Genomic DNA, 17015 nt, shown 5'->3' with positions numbered 1-17015 from the left:
ACTAATCACACATAATTCAACTATTTTAATGTTTTTCGATAATTTGTGATGAACCCGTGATAAATATCATTATTAATCTTCTTGATTGTCTGTACAATTATTATTTTTATGTTGTTTTCGTTGTCTAAAATAATTAACAAGTGAATAATAAACAGGTATCGTTAAAAAAATTAACCAGGTTGGTGACCAAATATTTTCATAGAATCCCTCATACAAAAAATATAAAATTACTAATACAGGATACGGGAATCTGTTAAGGTTGCGGTGTTTAACTGCAGAAATTGCCCCTTCAATAATTGGAACAATTAATAAAAATATCCATAATGGATGCCATAACTCCGTGTATAAGGCTATCCCGATATAAGCAATAATTGCAAGTAATGCAAAAGGAAACTTTGTATAATCTTCATAGTAGTAATCCCAGCCTTTTTCTTTACGAATTTTACGCCATTCTTCTTGATCATATTTTTTATCATCCACAAACACACCAGAACCATCGATATGAATTCTTGAATCTTCTTTTGGATCCTCAACATGAATTCCATTCCAGCCAACATGAACCTCTTCACCATCTTCACCAGTCACATGAATCCCATGTTTTAAACTAATATGAACACTTTCTTTTTTCTTTTGTTTCTTATCTTCTTCTGTTTTTTCTTTTGATGCTTGTTGATTATTACCACTTTCAAATTCTTTTTGATCTGTTTTTAGTAAATCATCCAATGACATTCCATATAACTTGGCAAGTAAGATTAAATTATCTGTATCTGGAGATGCTTCTGCTCTTTCCCACTTACTAACTGCTTGGCGACTGATTCCTAATTCATTTGCTAAAGCCTCTTGTGAAAGATTTTTTTCCTTTCGCAATCTTACTAATCGATTTGCAATTTCTATATTCATAAATTTATTCCTCCCTAAATCACCTACATTATGCAAAATAATGCTTGGTTGCTCTAGATATTCTAGTTTTCAATTTCGCAACCAGTGGTTGCAATATGACCATTATATTATAATTTGTTCGATGAATACACATAAATTATAATATTTGTTGAAATATTTTCAAATAATGATTATCATAAAGTTAGGTGATACATTTGTATGGTGTAAAACACCTCCTTTCTGGTTAATGGACTGTTCCGTGCTTGCGCAGTCCATTTTCTTTTACTAAAAAAACCATTTTTTAAACTATACAAGTATTATTAATAGTATGATTTCTAAAAATCCTTTTGTCTTATCAAAATATAAAAACCTCCTAGTCAGTGTTTAATTATTTACACTGTCTGTTAGGAGGTCATCATATCATTTTTGATATTTTTACATTACAATTTTTTAGCATCATACGTTACTTGAATTCCAAGGTTACTAAAAACTTTAGCATCCATTGGTCCGATAGAAGAAGTAATGTGCGCTTGGGTCCCCTGTAGTTTAGGTAATTGTTGTAGCGCTAACTTAGCATTGTCATTATTAACAGCACTTAATGATAATGCAATCAATATTTCATCACTGTGTAAACGTGGATTAACACTTCCTAAATATTCAGTCTTTAAATTTTGAATTGGACCAAAGGCTGTTGGTGAAATTAAATGTTCATCATCACTGATATTAGCTAAATATTTAATAGCATTGATTAAAATTGCAGAACATGATCCCATGAAATCAGATGTACGACCTGTAATGATTGTTCCATCATCTAATTCGATTGCTCCTGCATAACAATTAGCTTCTTTCGACTTTTGGTTTGCAGCCGCAACACACTTACGATCTTCAACTACAACCTTTGCCTGATTCATAACAAGTTCTTGCTTATTAACTTCGTCTAATGAACACTCTTCACGAACATAGCGATTCATTGTATTATAGTAACGACGAATTATTTCTTGGCGACTAGCTTCCTTACAAGCTTCGTCATCACTCATACAAAAACCTACCATATTAACACCCATGTCAGTTGGTGAGTTATATGGACTAGTTCCATATATTTCTTCAAACATATTCTTTAATACTGGGAAGATTTCAATATCACGATTATAATTAACAGTTACTTTATTGTATGCTTCAAGATGAAAAGGATCGATCATATTTACATCATTTAAATCAGCAGTAGCAGCTTCATAGGCTAAGTTAACTGGATGATTTAATGCTAAATTCCAAATTGGGAATGTTTCAAATTTTGCATACCCAGCTTTAATACCGCGAATATGTTCATGGTATAGTTGTGATAAACATGTTGCCATTTTACCACTTCCTGGGCCCGGAGCTGTTACAACTACCAGCGGCTTAGTAGTTTCAATATAATCATTTTTTCCAAACCCTTCCTCGCTAATGATTCTTTTAGTATTAGTTGGATAACCATCAATCAAATAATGTAAGTACACGGCAATATTTCTTTTTTCCAATCGGCTTTTAAAAATATCCGCTGCTTTTTGACCATCATACTGAGTGATTACTACACTTCCCACATATAGTCCCTTTGCTCGATATATTTCAATTAGACGTAAAACATCATTATCATAAGTAATACCTAAATCGCCCCGAACCTTATTACGTTCAATATCACTGGCAGAAATTGCAATAACTACTTCTGCTTGATCTTTTAATTGTAATAGCATCTGCAACTTACTATCTGGGGCAAACCCTGGTAAAACTCTTGAAGCATGATAGTCGTCAAACAATTTACCACCAAATTCAAGATACAATTTATCACCAAATTGATTAATTCTTTCTTTAATATGCGATGATTGCATCGTTAAATATTTATTATTATCAAATCCTATCTTCATACTATCCTCCAAATATATTTTATCTAAAATATTCTACTTTATTTAACAAATGATTGCACGACTTTGCATTAAATCCTTCTTAAAGATAAAAAATTATCACGCATAAAAAGATTTACCCTAAGACAAACATTACCAATATCAATTTCAGCAGTTACAAAAAGAAGTTTAATTTCACTAAGAAACTAAACTTCTTTTTTATACAAAGCAACACTTTGATAAGGTTTTAAACAAAGGTTTGTTAAATCAATTTCATTATAATTATTAATTAAAACTTGATAATTGATTACATCAAGATTTAGGAGAACATCTTGACCATAAAAATTATTTAAAACAATTAATTCTTGATTATTTAAACTACGTTTATAACCAAATACTTGTGGATGATTTTCAAGAATAGGAATATATTCACCAGTACTGATTATTTTATATTCCTTTCTCAATTTAATTAGCTTTTGGTAGTGATAAAAAATCGAATCAGTATCTTTAAGTGCCGCATTCACATTTATTGTTTGATAATTAGTATTGACTTGAAGCCATGGTGTTCCATCAGAAAAACCACCATTTACATTTTCATCCCATTGCATTGGAGTACGTGCATTATCCCGTGATTTATCTTGTAAAATTTGATGAATCTCTTTTTCTTCAAGACCTTGATTTTTTAAAATGTGGTAAGCATTAATGCTTTCAACATCCCGATATTGATTAATATTTGTAAAGTAATGATTAGTCATTCCAATTTCTTCGCCTTGATAAATATACGGTGTACCACGCATTAAATGAATTGCCGTTGCCAACATCTTTGCAGAATGAACTCGAAATTTTTTATCATCTCCAAATCTAGAAACACTTCGTGGCTGATCGTGACAATTCCAAAATAAGGCATTCCAGCCTTGTCCTTCTTGCATTCTTACTTGCCACGTATTCAAAAGTTCTTTCAATTCTTGAAAATCAAATGGCATTGATGTCCATTTTTCTTTATTAACATAATCAACTTTTAAATGGTGAAAACTAAAAACCATATCTAATTCTTTATTTTGGGGATTAGTATAACCAATACAATTTTCAACACTAGTGGCTGACATTTCTCCAACCGTAATACAACCAGCTACTCGACCAAATGAACGGGTGTTGACTTCATGAAGATATTTATGAACTTTAGGCTGATCGCAATAAAATTGTTTTCCCAATCCATCAGGACTATCTGCAAAAACTCGTTTATCAATATTATTTATGACATCGAAACGGAATCCCCGAATTCCCTTTTTTAACCAAAAGTTCACAATTTTAATCAATTCATTTCTAACTTCTTCATTCTCCCAATTTAAATCAGCTTGTTTTTCATCATAAAGATGTAAATAATATTCATCAAATTCAGGAACATATTTCCAGGCTTTTCCACCAAATTTAGAATCCCAGTTAGTAGGCAAATTCCCATTTTTACCTTTTTTAAAAAAATAATAGTTTTTATATTTCGAGTTTCCTTTTAAAGCTTCTTGAAACCAAATATGTTCTGTTGAAGTGTGGTTAAATACCATATCAAACATTAAATAAATATTTCTTTTTTTAGCTTCTGCAATTAATAATTCAAGATCTTCCATGGTTCCAAAAATTGGATCAATACTATAATAATCTTTGATGTCATAACCACTATCCCGTTGTGGTGAAGCAAAAATCGGACACATCCAAATCATATCAATTCCAAGTTTTTGCAGGTAATCTAATTTTTCAGTAATTCCCTTAATATCTCCGATTCCATCACCATTAGTATCTTTAAATGATTTTGGATAAATTTGATAGATGACTTTATCTTCGTAATACATATTTTTCCTCGTTCCTTTAATCAATTTTAATAATTTCTGTTTCTAATTTTTTGATGTTACAATTTTCTTTTAATATACTAATCTTTTCTCCACTTGTAAAAATAACCGGTGAGACTATTGACTTCCCATGTTCTTTAATATAAGCAATATCGACTTTAGCTAATTTATCTCCTTGTTTTATATATTCACCAACTTTAACAAATGATTCAAATCCTTTACCTTCTAACTGTACTGTATCCATTCCAAGATGAATCAAGATTTCTACACCATTATTACCTCTTAGGCCATAAGCATGTTTAGTAGGAAATGTCATTACGATTTCTCCGCTAACTGGAGCTAGAACATCACTATCTGTTAATTCAATTGCAAATCCATCACCCATTGCTTTGGTTGCAAAAACTTGATCTTCTACATCCTCAATCTTAATTAGTTTTCCAGTCATTGGTGATACAAATTTCTCATTATCAATTATATCTGTTTCAATTCCTAAGTCTTTATCTGTTAATTTCTTTTTACCAACAATATATGTTAAAACAAATGGAATCACAATTGCAATAACCATCGCAATAGCAAAGTTTCCCATATATTTTGGAATAATTGATAAGATTCCAGGAATTCCACCAACTCCAACTGAAGTTGCCATTGTCCCTGTTGCTACCGAAAACGTTGCGGCAATTGCAGAACCAATCATCCCACACACAAAAGGAAACATATATTTTAAATTGACTCCAAACAAGGCAGGCTCAGTAACCCCTAAATAACAAGAAATACATGCCGGGATACTAACTTGTTGAGCTTTTTCATTTTTCTTTTGCAAAACTATCATCGCTAAAACAGCTGATCCTTGAGCAATATTAGATAATGCAATCATTGGCCATAAGATCGTTCCTTTAAACATACTTACTAGTTGCATATCAATTGCATTAGTCATATGATGCAATCCAGTAATTACCAATGGTGCATATACAAAACCAAATAATGTTGCAAATAACCAGCCAAAGTTAGATGTAAGACCACCATAAACCACATCAGAAATAAAGTTACCGATTACCCATCCAATTGGTCCCACTACAGTATGCGCAACTATTACCGCAGGCACTAACGAAAAGAATGGTACAATAATCATACTAATTGCTTCAGGCGAAACTTTTCTAAAGAACTTCTCCAAATAAACTAGAGTAAATCCCGCCATCATTGCAGGAATAACTTGTGCTTGATACCCAATCATCTGTACTTGGGCGAATCCAAAATCCCAGACTGGTATATCCTTAGCTGCTGTTGAAGCTACTGAATAAGCATTTAATAATTGTGGAGAAACTAATGTAATTCCTAAAATAATACCTAGAATTTGACTAGTTCCCATCTTTTTAGTTATTGACCAGCAAATACCAACAGGTAAAAAATGGAATACTGCTTCACCAATTAACCATAAAAATGAGTCTACACCACTCCAAAATTGTGAAATTTGAACTAATGTTTTTGTTCCATTTTCAAACATTGCAATTGAATCAATCACATTTCTAAATCCTAGAATCAACCCTCCACAGATCAATGCAGGAATTAATGGAGCAAAGATTTCCCCTAAATTTCCCATTAATCTTTGAAGCCAGGTTTGATTTGATTTAGCATCACTTTTTACTTGCTCTTTACTAACCCCTTCAATTCCAGCAATCTTAATAAACTCATTATAAAATTCTTGAACATCATTACCAATAATCACTTGAAATTGACCGCCTTGTGTAAATGTACCTTTAGCACTCCCCAAGGTTTCAATCTTGTCTACATCAGCTTTACTCTCATCCCCTAAAACAAAACGCATTCTAGTAACACAATGACTAACTGCTCTAATATTTTCTCTACCGCCAACAAATTCTAAAAGTTTACTTGCATCACTACTGAATTTTCCCATCTTTTTTCTCCTTTTTTACATGTACGTACATCTTTTGTAATTATATAATAACTTGTACGTACATGTAAGTCAATACATTTTTAATAAAATAAAAAAGGAAGCTAAACTTCCTTTGTAATTCCAACCATCTTCAATAAATATTGTGCATTTGTTGTTTGACTTCGACCATATTTAATTAAATAATCGAATTTAATCTTATCTCCTTGATAATATTCATTAAAATGATAATTACTGCATGAAATCTCATTTTCTAATTCACATAATTCAAAATCATGAGTTGTAATAAATGTGAAAATATTATTTGTTGACAATTGCTTGACCGTTTCTTGTGCTCCAATGATTCGATCTTTTGAATTAGTACCTTTAAAAATTTCATCAATTAACGCAATCATCAAATTACCTTGACGATTAGCTTCAACGATTTGTTTTATTCTTAATAATTCAGCATAAAATGATGAAATCCCATTAAGATCATCTTCTATTCTCATCGAAGTAAAAATTTGCATCAATGAGCAATCAAATGATTTTGCCATAACTGGTCCGCCTGCATACGCTAGTACAAGGTTAATCCCAATCGTCCTTAAAAAAGTCGTTTTTCCAGACATATTTGAGCCTGTAATTACACATACTTGGTGATTCATCATAAAACTATTAGCAACAGCTTGTTCATTTGGCATCAATGGATGATAAGCTTCACCAAATTCTAAATATGTAGTTTGATCACCATGAAAATTCGCAAAACAAGTAACATCTTTAGTATGGAGTAATACTTGTAAACTCGTTAAAGCTTCAAATTCGCCAATTGCATCTAACCACCGCTCAATTGAACTAGCATATTGCTTAACCCAACGATCATATCGTTCTTTACAATTGATATCCCATAACAAAAGTCCATTTAATAAAATGAATGCCAAAAGATTATTCCGTTGCTTAACAGCACTACTAAGACTTTTTAGTTCATCAAAAGCTATACTTGAAGCCTCTAATCTTGCTTGTAACTCTACCAAAAAAGGTGATGTAAAAGTGGATTGTTTAATCAGATGACTAATATTTTGATAATTATTCAAGCAATGTGATAATTTAGAAACTTGCTCAAAAATTATTCCATGACTGTTTAGATTTATAATTGCAATAATCAGTTGTCCAAAAATTAGCACTGGCACTAAAATTACTGATAACTTGAAATAAAATTCGAAAAGAAACATGACAATGGTAATAATCGTAAGTATCGGAATTAAATATTTAGCAAACCCCCAGCTCCGTTTAACTTTATTTTTTCCTAAATTATTAACAAAATCCTCAATAATTCGTTCATTAACTTTAGGTTTTTCAAGCATTCTGCCATAGGTTTCCAATGATAAAACAAAATTATTATTATTCGATAATTCTAAAACAGCTTTTTGCTCTTCAATAATACCTTTTTCATTAAAACTTGTACGCGTTAATTTATCAAGCAAACATTTCTTACCACGAATCGTACTTGCAACATTAAAATATTGGAACAATGAATTCTTTCCCACTAAATCTAAATCCTTCATCACCCCAGTAACATTATCAACATAGTCTAGTCCCGTTTCATCAAAAGCTTTCCAATCATTATTATAGCGATCTAAATAACGTTGAATTACAATTGCTTGAGCATTTAAATAACTCAATCGTTCCGTTATTTTACTATGAATAACTATTAAAATAATAAAAATAGCAATCCAAATTAATGATGAATATACTAATAACTGATTATTAGTAAAATTGCCTCCTAATAAAAATCCAACAATCAATAATCCAATAATTAAACGAGCAATTGAAATTTTTAATGATCTACTATCTAAATTCGCTTTTTCTTTTCTAATATTGTCTTGGAATAATAAATAATCTTTTTGTGTCATAGCCCCTCCTAAAAAAGAACTCATTAAAGTTGAGTCCTTCTTGCAAAATCAACAAATCTAAACTTATCAGGACGATGTTTCGAAATCGTATATTGAAACAATGAAGCATCTTCTAAATATGTATAAGATTTCACACATACTAATAGATCATATTCATGCATATCTAATAAATTCTTTTCCTCTTCTGTCGCCTTAACAACTGTAAACTCTTTTCTTGCAAAACTGATTTTTAAACCCAATTCATTTTCAATATAATTATATAGTGAATCAGCAGCAATTGTTTCTGTTATATTAGGAACAATATTAGCATTTAAATAATCGGTATCCAATATTACCCGCTCACCATCAAATGAACGAATTCGTCTTATTTTATAATAATTACCACTATCCATATATAGTTCTTTTTTCATTTGAACATCAACTGGGTTTAAAGATAATTCAATAACTTTAGTAACAACCTCGCTATTAATAGTCTTGGCTAGTTCTTTAAAACTCATTACGCCAGAAACTGGAAATGCGACTTTATCAACATCTAAAACTAGTGATCCTTTTCCTTTATTTTTTTGAATATAACCATTTTTTAATAAAATATCCAAAGCCTTACGGATAGTATCACGAGATGCATTATATAGCTTCATTAACTCATTTTCACTAGGCAAATATGAATGTACTTTGATTTCTTGTTTATCTATTTTATCGATTAAATCCTGAGATATTCTTTGATACTTACTTAACACCTTAACCACCTCTGATACATTATATCAAATAAATTTATTTGTGACACTTAATTAATTCTTCAATACATCCATCTATCCCGTCAACTAAATATTTGGCAACATTCTTGACTGTTTGATGAGAACGATTAAATGTAAAAGAATTTTCAACACTCTTTAACATCGGGATATCGTTCCATGAATCTCCAATAGCTGCCATATCTTCATAAGCTAAGCCATAGAACTCAATTATTCGTTTAATCCCCTTCCCTTTAGAGCATCCTTTCGCAGCAAAATCAAGGTGCCGCTCATTTTGATAAACATCAATAACATCACCAAACATATCAATCATTTTAGTGTATTCTTTACCAGCTTCGTCATTATTTTTAAAATGTAAAGAAAAAGCTTCAAACTGCTCCCCAACTTGATTAAATGATGTAATTAGTTTAACCCGTGGAGATAAATCAAAAGTACGATTAAGTACATACATATCTCCTTGGTAAACAATACTAGTATCGACAGCCTCGTATTGTTCATAAATACTTTGAGCAATTTTTTTATCTATAAATTTTTGATAAATTAAATTTCCTTCCTTATCTAATATTTTTGCTCCTGAACATAGAATATAAAAATCGTAATCTATCTGATGAGGATTAAAATCCTCAATTCCTTTATATGAACGACCAGTACAAACTCCAAATAAATTACCTAGACTTTGAAAATGTTTGATGGCTTGAACATCCTCTAACCGATAATATGAACCACTCTCATCGTAAAAAAATAGTGTTCTATCAAAATCACTTGCTAATGCTTTCATTTTCATCCCTCCATTATTTTTAGTACAACTTTTTTCTATCTCGATTGCTTGATTTTCAAATATTGACACAAGAAAAGGCGTATTACTACGCCTGTAGATAAGCCAAAATCAATTCAATCGTATTGTTGATAGCCTGTTGATGAGAGCGTTCCATCCCATGAGAAGCATGTACTCCCGGTCCAATCAAACCACCCTTAATATCATTACCACCTCGTAAGGCCGCACTAACATCACTACCATAGAATGGATAAATATCTACTGCATAGTTAAGTCCTTTAGCTTTAGCAAGTTCAATAAACTTTGAAGTAATCCCATAATCATATGGTCCACTAGAGTCCTTTGCACATATACTCACATCATATTCACTACATGCTAAATCATCGCCAATACATCCCATATCCACTGCAATCAATTCACTAATATTTTCGGGAATACTAGCACTGCCATGCCCTACTTCTTCGTAAGTTGAAATGATCATAATAACATTGTTGGCAGGAACAATATTCTTTTCTTTCAATTCTTTTAAAACAGTAACTAGGCAAGCTACGCTTAATTTATCATCAAGAAATCTTGATTTAAGAAAACCACTATTAGTGTATGTTGTTTTAGGATCAATAGCAATATAATCACCATTATCAATCCCTAAAGCTGTAACATCTTCTTTATTTTTTACAACTTCGTCTAATCGAATATGCATATTTTCACATTTACGAATAGCTGTTTTTGATTCCTCATATACATGAGCGGCAGGATAATTGCTTAAAATAGTTCCTGTATAAATTTTGTTTTCACGTGTAATTACTCGACAGTATTCACCATCTAGAGTCGGGACGATTGGACCCCCAACATTAGTGAAAGCTAATTCTCCATTATCTCTAATACTTCTAACCATTAAGCCTAGAGTATCCACATGAGCACATAAACCAATTGTTTTATCATTCTTGCCATCAACATAAATATAAAGATTTCCTTTATTATTCATTCCTGTACGATAACCTAATTGTTCAACTTCATTTTTAACAAATTCAATAACTTCTTTGCAATAACCTGTAGGACTATCAATATTTAATATTTTAGTTGCAAAATCTATTACATAATTTTCCATCATTTAACTCCTTTATTCTCTTCTTCAAGTATATAACTAATTACTAATAATTTAAACAATAAAAACAGCCTTATTTACTGATACGTTTTGAATAATTTAAAAGGATTAGGGCTACTCTTTTAAACTTTCTTTGAGATCGCAGCAATTTTAAGACTGTTTTACATTATTAATAATAACAAACTACAGGACAATTAACTTCAATACTATTATATAATTGTGAAGCAATTCCCGTAGGTAAATTAATACAACCATGAGAACCATTGTTCATATAAATAGTTCCACCCCACTTAGAACGCCAGCTTGAAGAATCATGTAACCCGATTCCTTTATTAAAAGGCATCCAATAAGAAACTGGAGTTTCATATGGCCATGTTCCATCAGGTAATTTTGTTCCCCGAAGAACACGATTTCTTTCCTTATTATATAAATAATAGGCACCCGCTGGTGTACGGCGATCAGCAATATTGTATGTACCAGAAACAATATCTGACTCTAATACGATCTGACCATTTTTATGATACCACATATGTTGCCCTGATAAATCAATTTCAACAAAAGTATCACCTAATCCACCATTATCCAAAGAAGCTTCACGACCAGTTGTAACAGGTGTTCTGACACCCACTTTATTGGCATAAATATCTTCTAATAAACCGCTTATTTCCTTACTATTTTGGAGTCTTAAACCATAATTACCACCGCTAACTGTAATCGTCCGATTATTAGCCCCAACAAAAGTTCGGCTTCCACCAACACTGTTAATTTTCTTCGCTAAACTTCCAACAAAGTCAGTTACTTTTTCTTTAAATACAGCATCATCACGATAATAATTACCACTTTCATCTATTGATAACCAAGTAACCAAAGTACTACCATCTAACACTACATCTCCAGAACGTGTTTTATAGGTTATCGCCGCAGATGCATACTTTCTAGCTGCATCTAATAAATTTTGTAATTTCGCATCATTAGCTTTTACAGCGGGTTCTACATAACATTTTTTCTCCGTTAAATTTAAACTTTCTTTACCTTCACTAAAGGCTAACTTTATTTCACTAATTAGTTTTTCTTGATCAATCGTTGAACCATTGACCTCGTTGGTGATGGTAAACTCATTATTTAGATATTCCACTTTAGCATCGACCGGTGCCACTTGCACCTCTTCTTGAAGATGTCCCAAAGAAGCCACCTTAGCTCTTAAAACTGTTTCATCAACTTCAGCTAGATCATTAACTACATTTTTCGATTTATTAAAATAAGCTCCAATCCACCCAAAAGAATTTTGCTTTTTCAAAATATTCTTAACATTATTATTACTATTATAGCGAACTCCACATTCGCTTCCTGAAACTGTTTCAGTTGCTTCATCATTAAAAATCAATTTTAAAGAACGAGCATCTATTTGTTCCGCTAACTTTTCATTCGCTTCAGTTAATGTTAAACCACTGACATTGATATCATTAATGTATGTACCACTTAAAAACTTCTTATTGAAATAAAAACTTCCAATTAAATAAATAATGACTAATAATGATACTAAGATTCCAATAATAATAATCTTTTTTTGTACCCCTGTTTTTTTCCCTGATCTTACTTTTTTAGTCATTTCTGACTTTTGCTTTGATTCAATCGTATCGTTTGTGTTACTCATATTTTCCTCTTGTTTATCCATCTAAATTCTCCCAATATAAGCGATTATTTTGTCTATTAGCATTCTAGCATTTTCCCCTTAATTGTCAACCAAAACAGTTGAAAAGTATGGTATTTTTAAGAATTATTAATAATTTATTGGTAAATCATGTTGTTTTTTTAGATATAATCGTAACTTTTTGATATCTCCATTATGCTGATAACCATGCATTTTAGCAATCTTTGCACCTTCAACATTAGCTTTTATATCGTCAATAAAAATACATTCCTCAGCCTTTAAATTAAATTTTGAAAGAAAATGTTTGAAGATTTCAAGATCAGGTTTTAATAATTGGTAGCGTGCAGAAATATAAAAATCATCAAAATATTTAAAAGCTTCGATATTTTGGTAATAATCATCAAATTGGAGACTGCAATTAGATAATAGATAAATATGATAACCTTGCTCTTTTAGTTCTTTAACTAATGCTACCATTTCAGCAAAAGGCTCAAAATAATCATACCAATGCAATAATGCATGTCTAATCAACTGCGGATTGTCGGTTTTTAATTCCTTAAGAGCTTCTTCCACGGTGAGTAATCCTTGATCTAGCTTTTGCCACTGTTTTGAAGCAAATAACTCTCTTTCAATCACATCTTGTTCTAAACTATCATTTGATAATTTACTAGCAATATAGTGCGGATCCCAACGCAAAATAACATTTCCCATATCAAAAACAATATTTTTAATCATGCATTAACGCTCCTAAAATAGCGACCCCTTTAATAATCTGTTCATTAGTTGGAGTTGAAAAATTCATCCGAAACGATTGACATGGTTTATTATCATCATCATAGAAAGCATTTCCTGGAACTACTGCTACTTTATGTTCAACAGCTCTTTTAACAAACTCCGGCATATCAATTCGTTCTGGTAGAGTCACCCAAATAAACATTCCCCCATCAGGAATTGTCCATTTACAATCTGGACTGAATTGTTTTTTCATTTCTTCCAACATCAAATTACATTTTTGCTCATATACTGCCTGTAATTTTTTTAAGTGTACCTCCATATCCGTTTCATTTAAGAAACGAGCCATTACACTTTGCGCCCAAGCATTTGTATGAACATCATTTGTCTGTTTAGCAACTGTGCATTTAGCTAATAGATCTTGATGACCAATCATAACAGCTACACGCATTCCCGGTGCAATAATTTTTGAAAAACTAGCTGCATAAACTACTAATCCTTCATCATCTAATGACTTAATTGAAGGAATTGCATCATTTCTAAATCTTAAATCACCATATGGATTATCTTCAAGAATCAGCACTTGATATTTTTTTGCTAATGTATAAATAGCTTGACGTTTTTCTAAAGAAGTTGTTATTCCAGTAGGATTTTGGAAATTAGGAATCAAATAAATAAATTTTGGTTTTTGCACCCCACTTAAAACTGCTTCTAACTGTTCAAGATTGATTCCATCATCTTCCATATCAATTCCAACTAATTTGGCACCATTACTTTTAAATGCATTTAAAGCCCCTAAAAAGCTTGGATTTTCACAAACAACTAGATCCCCTTCATTACATAAACATTTAGATAAAAAATCCATGATTTGTTGTGAACCAGAAGTAACCATAACACCATCATAGTCTTTCACTACTGTTTCATGCCGTGATAAAAATTCTATTGCTGCTTTTTTAAAGCTTCCGTCACCTTCAGTAATTCCATACTCTAAAATAGAATTAGGACAAGTATTAAAAATATCATCACTAATTCTTTTTAATTGTTCAACAGGAAAAGTCTCACTAGCCGGATTTCCACCACCAAAACTAATAATCTCTGGATCATTCATCATTTTTAAAATTTCCCTAATTGCTGATGCCTTAACACCACTGATCCGATTTGAAAATTCAAAATTCATTTAAATATACCCCCTTATTTGTATACTATTTATTATAAACCAAACATTTACTAATGCAAAGAGCAATAATATGGTTTATAATATATAATAGGATGTACATAAAGGAGGAATTCCATGCAAGCACTTTTCTTAGTTTTACACAAAGTGGAAAAATTAGATGATCTCTTAGCCGCATTACAAAAAAGTGGTATTAACGGAGGGACGATCATTGAAAGCAAAGGGATGCTTAATACATTAAAAAGTAATGATAATTTTATTATCGAATCATTACGAATTTTTCTTGAAGATCCCCGTGAAACAAGCAAAACACTTTTCTTTATTTTAAAAAATGAAGATGTTGAAAAAGCAAGGACCGTTATTGATAAAACTTTAGGCGGCATCGATAAACCCAATACCGGCATTATGTTTGGTATTGATCTAACCTTTGTTGCTGGACTAAACATTGAATAATACTAAAAAACCTTAGCATTTTATTTTGCTAAGGTTTTTATTTACCATTGTAACATTGTCATATACTCACTTGGACTGGATAGTGCTTCCTTATATGCAGTAATCTTGACCATTTTTTCTTTTTTTCCATCAATTGAAGCGATATACACACTATCATAATCATTCTCTAACAACAATGATTGTTTATAGTAATCAAGACGTGCATTAGCAATTTGATAAGAACTCTTTCCTTCACTATCTTTATACTCAACAATATCACCAGTTAAAACAAGAATATACGCTTCATGAGTAGGTACCTCACTGCTGTTATTCAATAAAGGAGAGCCCTCACCTGGCGGTAATAACTGCATCACTTTATTAAAAACTTGACGATTTGATATTTTATAGTTTAATACTTCTTCATCTGCTTTAATATCCATTGAAACTTCTTGATACTTATCATCAAAATCCTTATTACTTACAAAATCTAATAACTGAACTTTTAAGACCTGATTTTCAACAACTAATCCACTTAATGTTTCAGTTACTTTTTTTTCTGGTTGTTCACTTTTTGTCCCACCAAACTTTAAAACTAAAAAAGTTATCAATAGTAACGCTATTATCCCCAATAACATTAACGCATTTTTCGTTAATTTCAGAGGTTTTCGTGCCATAATCACACCTCCTTTTACTTATTATATCATATCTCCTGCTTATTTTTCTTTACAAGTTAATTTATTCTCTTTAGCATTTTTTGTTAATTTTTCAAAAGAAACCGTTCCATCACCATTTAAATCTATTAATCCAACCTCATTAAGTTTTTTTAAATCACCATTTTCTATATCAATTATAAATTCCTGACGAACAATTTGATCTTTATCAGTAAGCTTTATTTCCAACCCATCTATTTCTTTATATACATTTAATTGTGATTCAAGTGTACTAACTAAGGTCTCATCATCATAATCCGTATCTCTATAATCATTAATCGTCACATTCACGATCCTGATAACCTTATCGCCTTTAGCTTCATAAGTATTTTCAATATCGCCATAATCAAAACTTCCTTTACAAACTGTTATACTCTTAGTAGATGAATCACTACATCCAGTTAAAATTCCTGCTATCATCATTACTATAAATATTTTTTTCATTTATGATCCTCTCCGTCTTTTATATTCATCGATCATGTAAGGCTGAATTTCCGGATATGTCCAGCATTCGGGCAGTTCCTTCGATAAAAATATTTTTTCTATCTCAGAATCAGGTAAATCCGCCATTTTTTCAATTTCGGCATAAAATATTGTTCCAAAAGACTCTTTTGATCCAGTTTTCTCAACAACTCCGTAGTCGCAAAAACGTTCAAGCGTATAAGTAACAGCTCCCGTTTCTTCATACAATTCACGTCTTGCACATGCTTCAATGCTTTCCCCATTTTCACGATGTCCTCCAGGTATTTCAAATGTCTTTCGCTGTTTATGTTTACAAAATACCCACTGTTTTAAATAACGGCTAATAATTACCGCAAATTTTAAATCATGCTCCGCTACAGATTCATAAAAAGATACTTTCATCTAAATTCACCTACATTTCTATATGTATAGATTTTATCATATTTAGACTTATTTAGCTGAATTTTTCAAAAACTTTCAAAATATAAAAACCATGGTAACACTACCATGGCTTAAATACATTATAATAAATTCTGTAAATGTTTTACAATTTCATTTTCAGGAACAAAACCAGTAATCTGGTCAACTGCTTTACCATCTTTAAAAATAATTAAATTTGGAATTGCCTGAACCCCATAACGCCCGGCAATATCACTAGAAGCATCAACATTTAATTTATAAAAATTAACATGCTCCATCTTTTCTGCTAACCCTTCAATAACTGGAGATAACATTTTACATGGTCCACACCAGTCAGCATAAAAATCTACTAAAACGATACCGCTAGCAATTGCGTTATCAAATTCATTACTATTTAAAATTTTCAT

Annotated in this window: 16 protein-coding genes; 1 reads left to right on the top strand and 15 read right to left on the bottom strand. The window is 31.3% G+C overall.

What is annotated here, in order from left to right; translation table 11 throughout:
- Positions 1–72: 72 nt before the first annotated feature.
- From KTF99_RS08690 to KTF99_RS08640, 11 genes are all read right to left on the bottom strand, one after another.
- The gene (locus KTF99_RS08690) at positions 73–900 is read right to left on the bottom strand and encodes a helix-turn-helix transcriptional regulator (RefSeq protein ID WP_008791306.1); all 828 of its coding nucleotides are present in this window, start codon (positions 898–900) and stop codon (positions 73–75) included.
- Between the two features lie 419 nt (positions 901–1319).
- The gene (locus tag KTF99_RS08685) at positions 1320–2780 is read right to left on the bottom strand and encodes a DUF1846 domain-containing protein (protein WP_029480682.1); all 1461 of its coding nucleotides are present in this window, start codon (positions 2778–2780) and stop codon (positions 1320–1322) included.
- A 182-nt stretch (positions 2781–2962) separates the two neighbouring features.
- Positions 2963–4600 carry an alpha,alpha-phosphotrehalase gene (gene treC, locus KTF99_RS08680; protein WP_029480684.1) on the bottom strand — a complete coding sequence of 546 codons (1638 nt, stop codon included), beginning with the start codon at positions 4598–4600 and terminating at the stop codon, positions 2963–2965.
- Positions 4601–4616: 16 nt separating this feature from the next.
- Positions 4617–6509 (bottom strand): PTS system trehalose-specific EIIBC component, encoded by a 1893-nt coding sequence (gene treP, locus KTF99_RS08675; RefSeq protein ID WP_029480686.1) that lies wholly within the window; start codon positions 6507–6509, stop codon positions 4617–4619.
- Between the two features lie 101 nt (positions 6510–6610).
- Positions 6611–8395, bottom strand: coding sequence for a MutS-related protein (locus tag KTF99_RS08670; protein WP_229107940.1), 1785 nt, complete (start codon positions 8393–8395; stop codon positions 6611–6613).
- A 23-nt stretch (positions 8396–8418) separates the two neighbouring features.
- Positions 8419–9132: a trehalose operon repressor gene (gene treR, locus KTF99_RS08665; protein WP_003536110.1), complete on the bottom strand. Its 714-nt coding sequence runs from the start codon at positions 9130–9132 to the stop codon at positions 8419–8421.
- Between the two features lie 34 nt (positions 9133–9166).
- Positions 9167–9925, bottom strand: a complete 759-nt coding sequence (locus KTF99_RS08660) for an HAD-IIB family hydrolase (protein ID WP_008791301.1) — start codon at positions 9923–9925, stop codon at positions 9167–9169.
- A gap of 85 nt (positions 9926–10010) precedes the next feature.
- Positions 10011–11030, bottom strand: coding sequence for a M42 family metallopeptidase (locus KTF99_RS08655; protein ID WP_008791300.1), 1020 nt, complete (start codon positions 11028–11030; stop codon positions 10011–10013).
- Positions 11031–11196: 166 nt separating this feature from the next.
- Positions 11197–12702: a L,D-transpeptidase family protein gene (locus KTF99_RS08650; RefSeq protein ID WP_029480701.1), complete on the bottom strand. Its 1506-nt coding sequence runs from the start codon at positions 12700–12702 to the stop codon at positions 11197–11199.
- Between the two features lie 105 nt (positions 12703–12807).
- Positions 12808–13413: an HAD family hydrolase gene (locus KTF99_RS08645; protein WP_008791298.1), complete on the bottom strand. Its 606-nt coding sequence runs from the start codon at positions 13411–13413 to the stop codon at positions 12808–12810.
- Positions 13406–14587 carry an aminotransferase-like domain-containing protein gene (locus KTF99_RS08640; RefSeq protein ID WP_003536105.1) on the bottom strand — a complete coding sequence of 394 codons (1182 nt, stop codon included), beginning with the start codon at positions 14585–14587 and terminating at the stop codon, positions 13406–13408. The genes KTF99_RS08645 and KTF99_RS08640 overlap by 8 nt, the downstream gene beginning before the upstream one ends.
- A 114-nt stretch (positions 14588–14701) precedes the next feature.
- Here KTF99_RS08640 and KTF99_RS08635 point away from each other — a divergent pair, with 114 nt between their 5' ends.
- Complete coding sequence (locus KTF99_RS08635) at positions 14702–15037, top strand: hypothetical protein (protein WP_003536104.1); 336 nt, start codon at positions 14702–14704, stop codon at positions 15035–15037.
- A 41-nt stretch (positions 15038–15078) separates the two neighbouring features.
- Here KTF99_RS08635 and KTF99_RS08630 read toward each other — a convergent pair whose 3' ends face one another.
- The 4 genes from KTF99_RS08630 to trxA form a co-directional block, all read right to left on the bottom strand.
- A complete protein-coding gene (locus KTF99_RS08630; protein WP_008791297.1) occupies positions 15079–15690 on the bottom strand; it encodes a hypothetical protein in 612 nt (203 codons plus the stop codon).
- Between the two features lie 39 nt (positions 15691–15729).
- Positions 15730–16170: a DUF1307 domain-containing protein gene (locus KTF99_RS08625; RefSeq protein WP_029480703.1), complete on the bottom strand. Its 441-nt coding sequence runs from the start codon at positions 16168–16170 to the stop codon at positions 15730–15732.
- Positions 16171–16590 carry an NUDIX hydrolase gene (locus KTF99_RS08620; RefSeq protein ID WP_008791295.1) on the bottom strand — a complete coding sequence of 140 codons (420 nt, stop codon included), beginning with the start codon at positions 16588–16590 and terminating at the stop codon, positions 16171–16173.
- A 119-nt stretch (positions 16591–16709) separates the two neighbouring features.
- Positions 16710–17015, bottom strand: a complete 306-nt coding sequence (gene trxA, locus KTF99_RS08615; RefSeq protein WP_029480710.1) for a thioredoxin — start codon at positions 17013–17015, stop codon at positions 16710–16712.

It is taken from the genome of Erysipelatoclostridium sp. MSK.7.34, assembly GCF_019041935.1.
Lineage (GTDB): Bacteria > Bacillota_I > Bacilli_A > Erysipelotrichales > Coprobacillaceae > Thomasclavelia > Thomasclavelia ramosa.
The sequence above is the reverse complement of the archived record's forward strand: the minus strand, read 5'-3'. Positions and strand labels throughout refer to the sequence as shown.